The sequence below is a fragment of the Kitasatospora sp. NPDC056138 genome (genome assembly GCF_042264695.1).
Classification (GTDB): domain Bacteria; phylum Actinomycetota; class Actinomycetes; order Streptomycetales; family Streptomycetaceae; genus Kitasatospora.
In genome coordinates, this window is record NZ_JBHJVK010000119.1 from 1 (window position 1) to 13,911 (window position 13,911).

The window sequence follows — 13,911 nt, forward strand, 5'->3', positions numbered from 1 at the left end:
CAGCCATCGAGAAGTTCACCCGCTGACGACAACACGGCCACCCCGGACCTGCCACACCGACAGCCGCCAAGAAGCCCACCCGCCGACGACAACACGCCCACCCCGGACCCGTCACCCCGACAGCCGCCAAGAAGTCCACCCGCCGACGACAACACGGCCACCCGGACCTGTCACGCCGACGGCCGTCGAGAGGTTCGCTCGCCGACGACAGCACGGCCGCCCGGGCCTGTCACGCCGATGGCCGCCAAGAAGTCCACTCGCCGACGACAACACGGCCGCCCGGGCGGCGGTCCGGTCCAGGCGGCACGTTCCACACGGACCGGATCATCCGGGACACCGAGCGAGTCGGACCGGATCGAGTGAGACGGGACAGGAAGCGTGGCTGAGCCCGGCTCTGCCGGGGAGCGCGTATTTCTGAACCCACAAGCGGCAGTTCAGGGCACGGCCGTCCGTGGAACGACGGCTGGGAAGACGTTCGCGGAACGGTCACGGCGACCGTTCCACGAACAAAGAGCGCCGAGGCGCGCGGGGCGGACGTGAAGGTCACTGCGGTGACCTCGGCCCAGGGATCGGCCGAATTGAGCGGCGTGCCGCAACTCCTTGATCGTTCTCAAGGCGGTGGCCGGCGCCTTCACTGACGGGCCGTCCGATGTCAGGCCGGCGGGCCCACCCGTTCCAAAGAGCTGCCGCACTCCCGCGAAGGGCCGACGTGCGGACGAGCCGCGTGAAGCCTACTGTCGTAGACGAACTGGCGGGCGGGCGGAGGGCTTGGGGCGCGGCCTTCACGATTTCCGGCCAGAAATCCAGTGGTCGGAACAGGAAGCGGTACGAGAAGCACACCGCATCGCGCTTCCAGGCCGAAGGGTGATGTCCGGCTTCTCACGGCGATGTCCAAACGCAGCGGCTGCCGCGTCTCCACCAGGACACCGATCACGGGAAAGTGCACAACTGCCGGGCTGTGGCCTGACCTCCGCACCGGATCCGCAGTTCGTCCCTCCCAGCGCCAGACAGGCACTCGTCAAACCGTAAGGGAAGTTTCATGGCTACGATGGTCGGCATCAAGTACGGTGTCGCGTACTCCTGGGTCGGGCGCAATCCGGACGGCCGCCTCGCGGTCTTCGTCCGGGGCGCCGACGGCACTCTCCAGCACATCTGGCAGATGGTCCCCAACGACAACCTGAACTGGTCGGACTGGACACCGCTCGGCGGCAGCGTGACAGGCATCCCGGTCGTCGCCCCGAACGCCGACGGCCGGCTGGAGGTCTTCGCCCACAGCGGCACCGACGCCACTCTTCGGCACATCTGGCAGACCGACCGCAACGACAACCGGAAATGGTCGGCGTGGGAGTCACTCGGCGGCAGCATGGTGGGCAACCCGGCGGTCGTCCAGAACTCCGACGGCCGACTGGAGGCCTTCGTCCACCACACGGGCGGCGAGATCCAGCACATCTGGCAGACCGCCCCCAACAACGGCTATTCGGGCTGGGGAACGATCCAGGTCTTCCCGGAAGGCAACCCGGCCGCCGCCCCGAACGCCGACGGCCACCTGGAAGTCTTCGCCCACGCCCCCGGCGGCGACGTCCAACACGCATGGCAGCGCCCCCTCATCAACGGCTGGAAGATCGGGAGGGGCTTCGGCATCGACAGCTGCGCAAGCAACCCCGCGGCCGTCCAGAACAAAGACGGCCGGCTGGAACTCTTCGTCCGCTACACCGACAACACCCTCTGGCACATCTGGCAGACCGCCGCCAACAACGGATGGGCAGACCAATGGAAATCACTCGGCGGCAGCGTGACAGGTGACCCGGCCCTCGTCCAGAACAAAGACGGCCGGCTGGAAGTCTTCATCCGCGGCACCGACAACACCCTTCAACACGCATACCAGCGCACCGCCGGCAAAGAATGGTCGACACTGGAATCACTCGGCGGCACCCTGACAGGCGACCCGGCCGCCACCCAGAACGCCGACGGCCACCTGGAAGTCTTCGCCCCCTCCACCCAGGGCGACATCCAGCACATCTGGCAGAACCCGAACGGCCCCAACCACGGCTGGTCGGACTGGCATTCACTCGGCACACCCTGAACAACCCTCAACCCAGCACCCAGCCGGCGCCGGGGCGGTCCCCACCACCCCGGCACCAGCCCCGACCCCGACCCCGACCCCGACCCCGACCCCGGCCTCAGCCCAGGTCTCGGTCTCGGCCCCGACCGCGACCCCGACCCCGGCCCCGGCCCCGGTCTGCGCACCTCACCCAACACCACGACAGGCCACCCGAAAGCCCGCTCGATGGTGACACCACATCAGACCCGCACCCCGGCCGCGGCCCACCCCACGGACACACGGTGATCGGCACAGCCATCGACACACCCACCCAAACCCCCGCCACCACCCTGTCCACGACCGCCCCGGCCCCGGCCCTGCCAGGCGCCGCCCTTCCGACAGCAACCGGTCCACGACCACCCCGAGCAACTCGACACCCCAAAACACGCGGAACGCCCTGACCAGCCCCCACACCCGATGGAACGACATCGGCTCCACCCCTCCCACCGCACCCCAGCCCCGGACCGCACACGCCTTCCCACCGCTCCTCACTTCCTCCCACCACCCTGATCGTCGTACGCCACCGTTCCTGGACCGCACTCGTGTTCCGGCCGCTCCTCGCTTCTTCCCCGCCCTGATCGTCGTACGCCACCGTGACATCCGACCAGTGAGCAACTCCGACGCTTCTCAATGCCCATGTCCACCCGGTCGACGATCCAGCATGGGCCAGGACGACACCGATCGACATTTGAGGACAGTGACAGTGACAGTGACAGTGACGGTGACGGCCGGCGGTGACGGCCGGCGGTGACGGCCGGGGTCTCACATGATGCGGGCCTCCCACGGCGAATTCAGCAACGAGGCCACGGGACAGCGACAACATGACATGAGAACGAAAGACCCGGGACCAGCGGGCCGAGCCGAGGCCGCCCACGCAGTGAGAGACGGGAAAGCCTTCGCAGCACAGCCACCGTGACCGTGCCACAAAAGGCAATCGCAACGCGCATGAGGCAGCCGCACAGCAGTAGCCGCCACCATCACACCGACACACCTCTCGCTGCCACCGACCCAAGTCCTGTTGCCGAATCCGCCAGCAGACGACAACGTTGTGTGAGACTGCCGGACTGGCGGACTGCCGTGTACCGCTCACCTGGCTGCCCGCCCCGAAGAGCCGGGCGGAGTTTCTCCTTCTCAACACGATGCCGGCCCTGCAGCGGTCGGCGACTCAACAGATCAAGGAGTCCTTGTGGTCGGCGGTTCAGTGCTCACGGGCAGCACGGACAAGGGTCCGGATCGCAGCTACGCCGCATGGCTGGTGGATGAGGTGTTCCCTGGCTTCGGAGGCCGGGAGGCCGTGGTGCACCGCGGCGTCCGGCTGTCCTACGCGGAGCTGGGCGAGACGGTCCGGCGCCTGGCGGCGGTGTTCCGCTCGCTCGGTCTGGGGCCGGGTGCCACGGTGGCGTTGGCGAGCGGGAACCGGCCCGAGGCGGTGTGTGTGCCGTTCGCGGCGCATCTGGCGGGGGCGCGGTTCCTGTCGATGCCCGCCGACCGGGGGCCGGCCGAGTACGCGAGCATCGCGGCGAACGCCCCGGCCGACGTCCTGGTCCTGGACGACCGGATCTCGCAGCCGTGCGCCGAGGCGGTCACGGCCGCGTTCACCGGGGCTCGGGTGTGGTCACTGGGGCCAGGCCTGCCGGGAGGGGACCTGATGGCCGCGGTCCACCAGGCGGCCGTGCCCGGCGGCGAGAGCTGGGCAAACGCCGGCCAGGTGGAGACGGTGCTGTGCTCTGGGGGGACGACCGGGCTGACGAAGTGCGTCCTGCACCGGCACCGCATGTACGAGACGATCCTGGCCAACCCGTTCCTGCCCGAGCCGGTGAACCTGCTGGTGACCAGTCAGATCTGCCACGTCGGCGGCCTGTACGCGCTGACCGGCCTCGCCCGGGGCAGCACCCTGACCCTCCTGGACAGATTCACCCCCGAGGGTGTGATCGAGCAGCTGGCGAGCGGGCAGATCACGGCGATGATGACGATGCCGCCGATGCTGTACCGGCTGCTCGACCACCCGGCACTGGCCGACGTGGACTGCTCCATGCTGCGCCGGATCATGTACGGGGCGAGCCCCATCACCGCCGACCGCGCCCAGCAGGCCGTCGACCGGTTCGGTCCGGTGCTGTGGCAGCTCTACGCCCAGACCGAGGCGTTCGGCATCGCCGCACTCACCTCACCGGATCACGCCGCCGACGGCGGAAGGCTGCTGCGCTCGGCCGGGCGCCCGTTCCCCGATACGGAGGTCTCCATCCGCGACGAGCACGGCCGGCCCGTACCGCCCGGAGAGACCGGGGAGATCTGCGCGCGCGGGCCCCGCGTCATGGAGGGCTACGTCAACCAGCCGGACCTCACCGCCGCCTCCTTCCACCCCGGAAGGTGGCTGCGCACCGGGGACATCGGCTACCAGAACGCGGACGGATACGTCTTCCTCCTGGACCGCCGCAACGACATGATCATCACGGGAGAGGCCGGCTCCACCATCTACTCACCACTGGTGGAAAACGCCCTGGGCACCCACCCGGCGGTACGGGCCGCCGCCGTGATCCCCGTTCCCCACCCGCTCTACGGGCAGGCCGCGCACGCCGTCGTCGTCACTGCCCCCGGGGTCCAGGTCGAGCCGGAGGAACTGTGCAAGTGCGTGCTGGCCGAACTGGAGCGGCCCGTCTATGTGCCGGCCAGTTTCGAGTTCGTCGATGCACTGCCGCTGACCCCCATCGGAAAGGTCGACAAGAAGGCCCTGCGCGCCCCGTACTGGGCCGGACAGGGCGGCCTGCTTCACGGCTCCACCGCACCACGCGCGGATGCGGCCGGCTGACCGCCGGCGGGATGGCTGAAGGCGACGGTGGCCCGGGTGGCGGTGTCGGTGCTGTAGCCGATGACACCACCACCCGCGGCTCGCTGGGCGCGCACCGCGTTGCCCCCGTAGCCGCCCGGGGTGACGAACAGGCCCCACACCGCAGTCCAGTCCTCGACCACTCCCGTGTCCGGATCCACCACGGCCTCCAGGCGCGGTACGACCCTGCGCTGGACCACGAACGCCTGGCCGGCGTGCGCGCACAGGACGTCGAACCAGTCACGGTCCGGGCAGGTCCACCCCGTGACGACGCCCGTACCCGCGAAACCCCGGCACGGCTTGAGGACCAGCTCCTCACGCTCCACCACGCACCGGTCGACCAGATCCGCCGTCAGCATCCTCGTCCAGGGCAGGATCCGCTCACGCGCCCGGCGCTCTTGCGGGGACAGCACGGCGTCACACCGCGGATCCGACAGCAGCGCAAGAGCGCCCTTGTTGGTGAACAGGGTGCTGTCCAGCCCGGTCCACAGCACCGCGTTGCCCGCCAGGTGCGCGCGCACGACCGCCTCGATGTGCTCCTCGTACCCGATGGTGTCGTCCACCGAGAAGAACCGCAGGACCACATCCACCCGCGCCCCGCCGACGAACAGCCTCCCACCGCCGTCCCGGACATCGCCGAGCTCCCCGAGCACCACCTCCAGCCCCTGACCCGCCAACACGGCAACGGTGGGCGCCAGCGGCCGCCGGAAACGGGGCAGCATCCCGGGGGCGAACACCAGCGCCACCACGGGCGACGGACGCGGCGAAGCCGCCCGCAGCGTCGCAGCGACCCGCTCGGCAGTACGCACGTGGTTCAGCCCGTACCGGCCGGCGAACTCGGCGAAGACCCCCACGGCCGACAGAGCGCGCGGAAGCTCACCGAGTTCAAAGCCCCCCACACCCCCACCGACATTGAACTCCAACAGGGAAAACCCCCGCTCCGTGCGGTACAGATCGGCCCGGCCGAAACGGACCGTCGGCCCGCCCGGCGCAAACCGCCGCAGGAGCGGGACCAGACGCGGATCTCCACCCACCGCCGCCCAGTAACCCCCGATGCCACCACCGAACAGACGCTCGGGCAGAGAGGACAAGACGTCGAACAGACACAGCAGGTCCTCCACCGCCGCATGCAGGACCTCCTCCTCGACGAACAACGGCCGAGCCAACAACCGCAACCCACGCAGCGGCACCGGCAAGTCAGCCCCCACCACCGCCGTGCGCATCCCGCCACCACTCTCGCGGCAAAGCTCCACATAACGCGCGGTCACCCCGCCCATGCGCCGCACCTCCCGCACGCCCGGACCTCTCCCTGCGATCAAGTTCAGACCCCTCGACCCATCACCCTACTGACATGGACAGTTCACTCAATGACGGGAGAACCCCAACCGCCACCACACACCCAGCCGCGCCCACCACCACACCACACCACTGCCAGACGCGGCCCCTGACCCGACATCCACCGCCCGACAACGAGACCTCCCAAGCACCGGAAAGCCAGAACACCCAAACCGACACCACGACCCGCAATCGACATCACCGGCAACCGAACACGGGACAGACCCGCCCACCCACGCCCCAGCGGGGCGACAAACAAGACGAATCCAGCAGCAGCATCCCACCACCGACCGCATCCACCCGGCCCAACGGCCACGACACCGGCAAAAGACCCGAAGAGACGGGACAGTCGCCCCAGCCGCTCACACCGCGCGCCCGCCCCGTCCCGCCCCGTCCCGCCCCGGTCGATCCGGTCCCCGCCTCGAGTGATCTGGTCCGATTCGCTCAGGGTTCCAGCGATCTGGTCCGGCGGGGGCCTCGTCGTCCATTCCCAGTGAACGCGGCGGATCTTCAGGAGCGACGTCCTGTAGGTCGACCAGCCACCCTCAAGCACATGCCGGGCCGATGGCACCTGGAACTTCTCGAAGTTCTGATATCACATCAGATCACTGATGGTGTCGACCAGTCGGCTTCGACAAGGCCCCTCCGATCTGTCGAGAGTGACAGCCAAGTGACGGTCAGTCATGGCAGGATCAGTGCGGGTCGACACCGTGTCGACCGGAAGGAGGAGACATGGCCGAGGACAGCGAGGTGACGGTGTCCGCCAAGGACAAGACTCCGCCCGGCAAGTACGCAGGCACTGAAATCGAGATCGACGGCGAGGAGCACCTCCTCATTCGGGAGGATCAGGTCCCGGTAGGCACCGACGACGAGTGATACGCCCACGCCCACGCTTCGGTGCGGGCTGATCTTCACCAGTGCCGGAACGGAGTCCCGCCCAGCTACGAGAAGGGCCCCGCCGGTCGCTACCGGAAGGGCCCTCTCGGCTGCGTTTCCGCAAGTCGTAGGCTCACCCTCCACCGTCGCCGGACCAGATGAACCGAGACAACACCTTGTATCCCGGCTTGCAGGGCCAGATCACCTGAAACTTCCGGCACCTCGGCATCTCAATCGATCTGGTCGCCGCAGGTCAAAGCCCTACCCGCAGACCAGATCATTTGAGAACGGGACACGTCCCGGGTGAAGAACTCGACCACGCCCGCGAGCCGACCGCCTCCGCCGCGGCAGGGTACCGCGTGTCGGCGTCGAACAGGCAGGTCTCGACGAAAACGATGTGCCGGTGTACTCGGGCACGGCGTCGGAGAGCAGCGGCCGGGCCCGTGACCACGCGCCGCCCGCGCCGACCAGCAGGCCCGTGACGACGGTGCCGCCGCCGGCGAAGGTCACCTCGTGGCGGCCCCCGCCGAGGCCGCGGACACCGCCGACCCTGTGCCCCCACCGGACGGTGCCGTCCGGAAGCGAGTCGAGCAGGATCTCCCGCAGTTCGCCGCGCCGCACTTCAGGGCGTCCGCCCGTGCCGTCGTCAGGCTGGTCGAGGTGGACGTTCCCCTTCCGGTCGAGGACCCGCATCGCCTGACGGCCCTCCAGGACGATGTTGCGGAACTCGTCCGTCAAAGCAGCCGCCCCGACGGCCAGTTGGCCGTTGCAGTCATGGATGTCGAGCATCCCGCCCTGCGTGCGCGCGGTCGGGGAGGCCTCCGCCTCGTAGACGGTGGCCGGAATGCCGTGGACGTGCAGAACGCGGGCCGGCGTGAGGCCCCCGAGTCCGACACCGATGATCGTGACGTCAGTGGTCATCCCGATTCCCAGTCCGCACACACCGGCCGGTGGGCACCCGGCCGGATCCCCGACCACACTCCAGGCCTCCGCCGACCTATCAGCCGACCTATCACCGGCACCGCACCGACAGCACCGGCATGCGACCGACACTGCGGATCCGGCAGCCGAGCACCCCGGGACAGAGCACTGGTCAGCCAGAAGGAGGCGCAGCACGCGCCGAGGATCCGATGGCGATGGAAACCGGCTACGACGCCCCACGCATCGCCCACCGGCTCGCCCACCTGCTCGCCGGCCTGCTGGCTCAAGTTCTCGGCCGGCTCCACTCGGACCGGGTCATGCGCAAGCCGGTACCGGTGCCGTGGATCTCACCGCCGCAGGGCGGGCATCCGCCCAAGCACGGCGGCGAGTCCGTCTTCGGGGAGCCCGACACCGGGGGAAATCCGGCTGGCCGGGGGGTGCCGCAACGGCTCGGGGCGCGCCAGACTGACGCCATGCTGATCTCTGCCCGGCGTGGCCGGCCTCTGCTGCGGTTCTGGACGACGACCCGCGCCAACTTCTACGCCGATGACCAGACGGCCCGGTGGACCGCGCGGGCGGCCTGGCTGCTGGTGACCGCGTCGGTGTGGCTGGTGCTGATGTTCACGGTGGTGTGGGGGGCGATGGTCGCCGGGGCGCCGTCCGGCACGGTGCTCGTGCTGACGGTAGGCCTGGCCTTCACAGTGCCGATCGTGTCGATGGTCGCCGTTACATCCGGACCGAGGAGCCGGATAGGGGCACCGGCGCTGACCGCGCTGATCCTGACGGGCGCCGTGATACTCGGCTTCTGGCTGAGCTGACCCAGGCCGGGGGCCTCATGACGCCCCGGCCGCCTCAGCCTCAGCACGAGTGGTCCAGACCGATCCGCAATCGGGTTGCGGGCCCGCAGCCACGGTGCGGACCAGGCCCGCGCCGGGGCGGCACTGTGGCCTCCGGCCGTCCCGGGTGAGACAGGAATCCCCCGACCCGGGGCAGCCGTCCGAGCCGCACGGCACCCCGCAGGGCCCCCAACCCGGAACAAAGACCCAGGTGACCACCGTCGACACCACAACGATCACAGTCGAACTGCCCGAGGCGTTCGACCGGCACTGGAACCGCCTGCCCAGCAACACCGTGGACGGCAAGCACAGTACCGTCGACCCGGCCCAGTACTTCCTCCGGTTCGAGACCGCCTCCCGGCTCGTCATCGACCGGGCCACCGTCCGGTCCGACCTGCCGCACGTCACCGGGACCGAGGCGTCCGCAGTCGAGCAGACCACCCTGGACTTCATCAACGCCCACAGCCACCCGACCACCGACGCGGGTGAGGCCCCGGCCCAACCTGTCCGACCAAGGTGATGAAGACCGTACGCCCCCGAAAACCCGGACAAGTGACTACCAAACCCACCTATTCAAAGCCAGACAATAAACGACGACAAGCTGTCCCTCGAACCACCCAGCCCAGCCCACCAACCCACCCACCCGCCCGAATCAGACCGGCCAGCAGACCGGCGAACCGACGAGCCAGCGGACCGGGGAACCCGGATAGCACCACACCAGCAACAAACCCTCGCCCCGGACACCCGACACCACCACACGGCCCGGGCGGGCGCCCGGCATCACGCATCCGCCGGAACGGCCGCAGGGCCCCACCGGACGTTTCGCCCCAGATTCCTTCGGCCAGGTTCCGAACCCGATGACGGATCCTGCCGCCACCGCGGAGCGCCAGCATCGAGATGGAGTACCACCGGCCCACCCACCGGACCCAGATCTCCAGCCCACCGGCCACCTTCACCGCGCAACGGCCAGCGCCCGAGCCCGACGGAAGGCGGTCGGCGGTGGTCTGAAATTTCACAAGAAATGATGCCACCGCAAGTGCGAGCCACCAACTGTGACAACCTCCCTCGATGACCGAGCAGACCGTGGCAGACTTCCCGAAGGAACGCACACCCCCTCAGCACACCAGACCGCCCGACCCCGGCAAACCCCATAGTTCTGGACACCGGGCAGCCCGCTCTCCGACCGGTTCACGGACACAGCGATGAGTTCTCCCGGTCCCAAGAGTCTTACCACCGTTGTCCGACAACACGGGAGGAACACGTGGCTCAGCTATTGAGAGTCCAGAACTTCAACGTCTCGAGCGACGGCATCGGTGCCGGTGAGAACCAGAGCTTCGAGAGTCCGTTCGGCTGCGCCAACCCCGAGAGGCTGTTCGCCTGGGCCGGTGCCACGGCGAGCTGGCCCATGCGCACCGACCCCGGGGGAAGCCGGGGCCTCGACGACTACCTCACACGGGACTACGCCCGAAACATCGGCGCCGAGATCATGGGGCGCAACAAATTCGGACCCCACCGCGGGCCCTGGCAAAACCATGACTGGCGCGGCTGGTGGGGCGACCAACCCCCGTTCCGCACCCCGGTGTTCGTCATGACGCACCACAAGCGCCCCTCGTTCACACTCTCCGACACCACGTTCCACTTCGTCGACGACAACCCGCCCACCGTCCTCGAACAGGCCCGAAAAGCCGCGCAGGGCAAAGACGTCCGACTCGGCGGCGGGGTCACCACCATCCGGCAGTTCCTCGACGCCGACCTCGTCGACACCATGCACGTAGCAGTCTCACCCGTGGAACTCGGAACCGGAAAGCGACTCTGGGACTCACCCGAAGAGTTGCTCGACCGCTTCCACCTGGAAACCGTCCCCAGCCCAAGCGGAGTGACACACCACCTGTTCTGGCGAAAGTAACCAGCCCTCAGGGCAGTCCCGGCAGGCCGTTCTGCCTCCCGGGGCTGCCCTGGGACGAGCCGTCGAGTCACGCCTCGGGCGGTCAGCCGGTTACGGCAGGTACTCCGCCCCGGGCACCAGCCCTCGCAAAACGGAAGCAACCGGTGAAAGGCCGACGAGACCACGAGGGGCCGGTCGGCCCCAGCCCGGCAGCCGCAGGAACTGCCCGATCCGGGTGACGGTGTCCTCGACATCCGTATGCACGTGACCGGCCATGCTGAGCATCTCGGCGGTGGAGACGTGACCTGGGGTGTCATCGATGAAGAGGACGCCTGCGGAATCGGCACCGATGCGCTGGAGAGCAACCTCGTAGATGCGCGGGTCGGGTTTGGCGTATCCGACCCCACAGGACAGGACGACGACATCCACGACGTCCAGGAGTCCGCCGCTCGACATCCGGGTGTGCATACGCGGCCAGGCATTGCTGACGATGGCTGTCTTCGCCGTACCGCGGAGGCCACGCACGCAGCTCACCAGGACATCGTCCCGGGTCTCCCTGGACTCCAGGTCACGTCGAATCCCGTCGAGCAGGTCCCGGCCGATCCCGAGCCGTTCTTGGACGATGCTCCGCCAGGACGCTTCGTTCACACTCGTTCGAGCCGGTGTTCGGGGATGGAGCGCGGGCACCTCTCGACACGGCGGGCGTGTCCGCGTGGCTGATCAGCGCTCACCCCGGGACGTCATCCCACTCGGCGAGCGCGGCAGGCCGGAAGGGACCGCTGCCGCCGACATGATGCCGGCCCGTTAGGCCGGGCCGATCGGCCGGTCAGGGTGCTTGACCTTCCGGCGCCGGTTGACCTGCTCCATGAAGGCGACCGTGTCGGCGCGGTCCAGCTCGTCGAGGCTGTCGGTGTGCGGGCGCTCGGCGTCCAGTCACAGGCCCGGTCGGCGAAGACCGGCTCCGGCGCTGGTCATGCCGGGTCCGGAGCGGCTGCAGAGGGCCTCGCACCCGTGAGGACGGGTCAGCGCACGCGCGGCAGCACCAGCCCGGCGGCCTGCCTGCCGACGTCGACCGAAGGTGCCGTGATCTGGACGAGCCTGCGGCCCTTCAGGACGTCCAACAGGACGAAGTCCCCGGACTCATCCTGGACATGGAAGCTGTACGCCGCGTCCCCGAGCCCGGTCTCCTTCATCGCCCGGCCCTTGGTGCCGTCGACCACCTCCTGGAACGACTTCCTGCTGTACGAGGCACGGGCCACGGCCACGAAGAGCCCCACGTCCTGGTAGGCGCACTCGCTCACCTCGCTCTGCGTGACCTCCTCACCCGAGCCGGGCGAGCGGTGCAGCAGGGCCTCCGCCTGCGAGGCACTCAGGAGCAGGCACGGGTGCGTCAACGGATCGGCCGCAGGATCGGCGCCACCACCGCACCCGCTCAGGACTGCACCCCCGATCACCAGGACCGTCACCATCGCGCCGGCTGCAAGCTTGCGGTCGAGCCCGTCCATCACGTCTCCCCCACCCCGTCCGCCGACGCCCTCCCGAAGTGGTGTCAGCATGCCAAGCCCAAACGTTTGGGTCAATGGGTGTGCCGCCCCGACCCACCTCTCTGCCACGACGGCGCCAGGGTTCGGCAACAATGGGCCCCGGCCCCGACGGGCGGGCGACGAACACGCTGGAGGACGCGGATGGCAGGCGACGAGGACGGACCGGTCACCCTGCAAGGCATCGCCGAGCGTCTGGGGCTGAGCATCTCCACGGTCTCCCGGGTACTCAACGCCTCTGCGGCGCAACAAGCCCGCGCCGCTTCCCCCCGAACCGCCCTGCGGATCAGGGAACTGGCCCAGGAACTGGGCTACCGACCCAACCCGCACGCCACCGGCCTGCGCACCCGGCGCAGCAACCTGGTCGGCGTGCTGTTCCCCCGGCTCTCGGAGATCGTCGTGGCAACCATCTACGAGGGCATCGAGGAAGAAGCGGCAGCCCACGGACTGTCGACCTTCGTCACCAACACGCACGACGATCCGGACCTCCAGCGCGAGCGGATCGCCATGGTGCTCGGCCGCCGGGTGGACGGCCTGATCATCGGGGACGCCCACCTGGACGGTGCGGCGCTCGACGCCCCGGGACTGCGCCGCACCCCGTACGTGCTGGTCAACCGCCGCTCCGGCGCGGCCCATCCGGCCGTCACCTGCGACGACGGCCTCGGTGGCCGGCTGGCCGCCGAGCACCTGCTGGACCTCGGCCACCGCAGGGTCGGCGTCGTCGCCGGCGAGGCGTTCGCCAGCACCGGCGCCGATCGGGCAGCGGGCTTCGTCGAACGCTACCGGCAGGCGGGTGTGCCGGTGCCCGACCGCCGGATCCACCACTGCCCGTTCGACATCGCCGGCGGCCGGGCGGCGGCCACCGCCCTGCTGCGTCAGAACCCGCGCCCCACCGCCATCTTCGCGGTCAACGACCTCGCCGCGATCGGCGCCATGGGCGCCGCCCGCGACCTCGGGCTGCGCCTGGGTCAGGACCTGGCCCTGATCGGCTACAACGACACCCCCATCGCGGCGGAACTGCCCGTCCCGCTGACCACGGTGCGCTCCCCGATGGCGGAACAGGGCCGACTGGCCATCCGCCAACTGCTACGCCGCCTCACCGGCGAACCGGCCGCCAGCGAACAGCTGCGCCCTGACCTGGTGGTACGCGCGTCGACCGGTGACCCGGTCGGGAAAGCTCTGCGGTAGACGCCTGCCACCCGGACGGCTGCCCACCACCCAGGTGTTTCGACCCGTGAGGGCCGTAGACCGTGCGGCAGACAGCACCACCGGCAGCCGCTCCGCGCCTGACACGGGACCGCGTCCACGAAATCTCCGTCAGGCCCTGTCGGTCCCGGCGAGTCTGACGGCCCACAGGCTCTGACGGCTCCGACGGCCGCCGGCCGGCAGGTTGCGCGCCCCTCCGCGCGGCCCGTACCGGCCCGATCAGCTCCCGCCCCTCATCCCGCAGGCCGCTCAGGTACGGAACACGCCCGCCCGCGCGGCCACGTCACCACTCCACAGCCGAACCTCAACCCCCTGCCGCAAGCGGAACTCCACCGAACCGGGGACGATCCGCCCACACCCCCGAACCACACCCGCCCGGTACCTCC

At 69.4% G+C, this 13,911-nt stretch carries 10 protein-coding genes and 1 pseudogene; 7 read left to right on the forward strand and 4 right to left on the reverse strand.

Annotated features, from left to right (window positions below; all coding sequences use genetic code 11):
• Nucleotides 1-1,039: 1,039 nt before the first annotated feature.
• Both ACFC1R_RS37270 and ACFC1R_RS37275 read left to right on the forward strand, forming a co-directional pair.
• Entirely contained in the window at nt 1,040-2,083 is a 1,044-nt protein-coding gene (locus tag ACFC1R_RS37270; RefSeq protein WP_375946168.1) for a hypothetical protein, read from the forward strand.
• A gap of 1,204 nt (nt 2,084-3,287) precedes the next feature.
• Nucleotides 3,288-4,907, forward strand: a complete 1,620-nt coding sequence (locus tag ACFC1R_RS37275) for an AMP-binding protein (RefSeq protein WP_375946169.1) — start codon at nt 3,288-3,290, stop codon at nt 4,905-4,907.
• Here ACFC1R_RS37275 and ACFC1R_RS37280 read toward each other — a convergent pair.
• Nucleotides 4,868-6,202: a hypothetical protein gene (locus ACFC1R_RS37280; protein WP_375946170.1), complete on the reverse strand. Its 1,335-nt coding sequence runs from the start codon at nt 6,200-6,202 to the stop codon at nt 4,868-4,870. The genes ACFC1R_RS37275 and ACFC1R_RS37280 overlap by 40 nt on opposite strands.
• 790 nt (nt 6,203-6,992) lie before the next feature.
• Here ACFC1R_RS37280 and ACFC1R_RS37285 point away from each other — a divergent pair.
• Complete coding sequence (locus tag ACFC1R_RS37285; RefSeq protein ID WP_375946171.1) at nt 6,993-7,136, forward strand: hypothetical protein; 144 nt, start codon at nt 6,993-6,995, stop codon at nt 7,134-7,136.
• Between the two features lie 298 nt (nt 7,137-7,434).
• On the opposite strand, the pseudogene ACFC1R_RS37290 reads toward ACFC1R_RS37285, so the two are convergent.
• Nucleotides 7,435-8,057, reverse strand: a pseudogene (locus tag ACFC1R_RS37290) (FAD-dependent oxidoreductase); the annotation flags it as partial.
• A gap of 209 nt (nt 8,058-8,266) precedes the next feature.
• On the opposite strand from ACFC1R_RS37290, the gene ACFC1R_RS37295 reads away from it, so the two are divergent.
• From ACFC1R_RS37295 to ACFC1R_RS37305, 3 genes are all read left to right on the forward strand, one after another.
• Nucleotides 8,267-8,875 carry a hypothetical protein gene (locus ACFC1R_RS37295; RefSeq protein ID WP_375946172.1) on the forward strand — a complete coding sequence of 203 codons (609 nt, stop codon included), beginning with the start codon at nt 8,267-8,269 and terminating at the stop codon, nt 8,873-8,875.
• A gap of 229 nt (nt 8,876-9,104) precedes the next feature.
• A complete protein-coding gene (locus tag ACFC1R_RS37300; RefSeq protein ID WP_375946173.1) occupies nt 9,105-9,413 on the forward strand; it encodes a hypothetical protein in 309 nt (102 codons plus the stop codon).
• Nucleotides 9,414-10,154: 741 nt separating this feature from the next.
• Complete coding sequence (locus ACFC1R_RS37305) at nt 10,155-10,799, forward strand: dihydrofolate reductase family protein (protein WP_375946174.1); 645 nt, start codon at nt 10,155-10,157, stop codon at nt 10,797-10,799.
• A gap of 90 nt (nt 10,800-10,889) precedes the next feature.
• Here the strand turns inward: ACFC1R_RS37305 and ACFC1R_RS37310 are convergent, their stop codons facing one another.
• Together ACFC1R_RS37310 and ACFC1R_RS37315 are read right to left on the reverse strand one after the other, a co-directional pair.
• A complete protein-coding gene (locus tag ACFC1R_RS37310) occupies nt 10,890-11,426 on the reverse strand; it encodes an HAD-IA family hydrolase (protein ID WP_375946175.1) in 537 nt (178 codons plus the stop codon).
• Nucleotides 11,427-11,800: 374 nt separating this feature from the next.
• Nucleotides 11,801-12,283 carry a hypothetical protein gene (locus ACFC1R_RS37315; RefSeq protein WP_375946176.1) on the reverse strand — a complete coding sequence of 161 codons (483 nt, stop codon included), beginning with the start codon at nt 12,281-12,283 and terminating at the stop codon, nt 11,801-11,803.
• A 180-nt stretch (nt 12,284-12,463) separates the two neighbouring features.
• Here ACFC1R_RS37315 and ACFC1R_RS37320 point away from each other — a divergent pair, with 180 nt between their 5' ends.
• A complete protein-coding gene (locus ACFC1R_RS37320) occupies nt 12,464-13,507 on the forward strand; it encodes a LacI family DNA-binding transcriptional regulator (protein WP_375946177.1) in 1,044 nt (347 codons plus the stop codon).
• Nucleotides 13,508-13,911 lie beyond the last annotated feature (404 nt).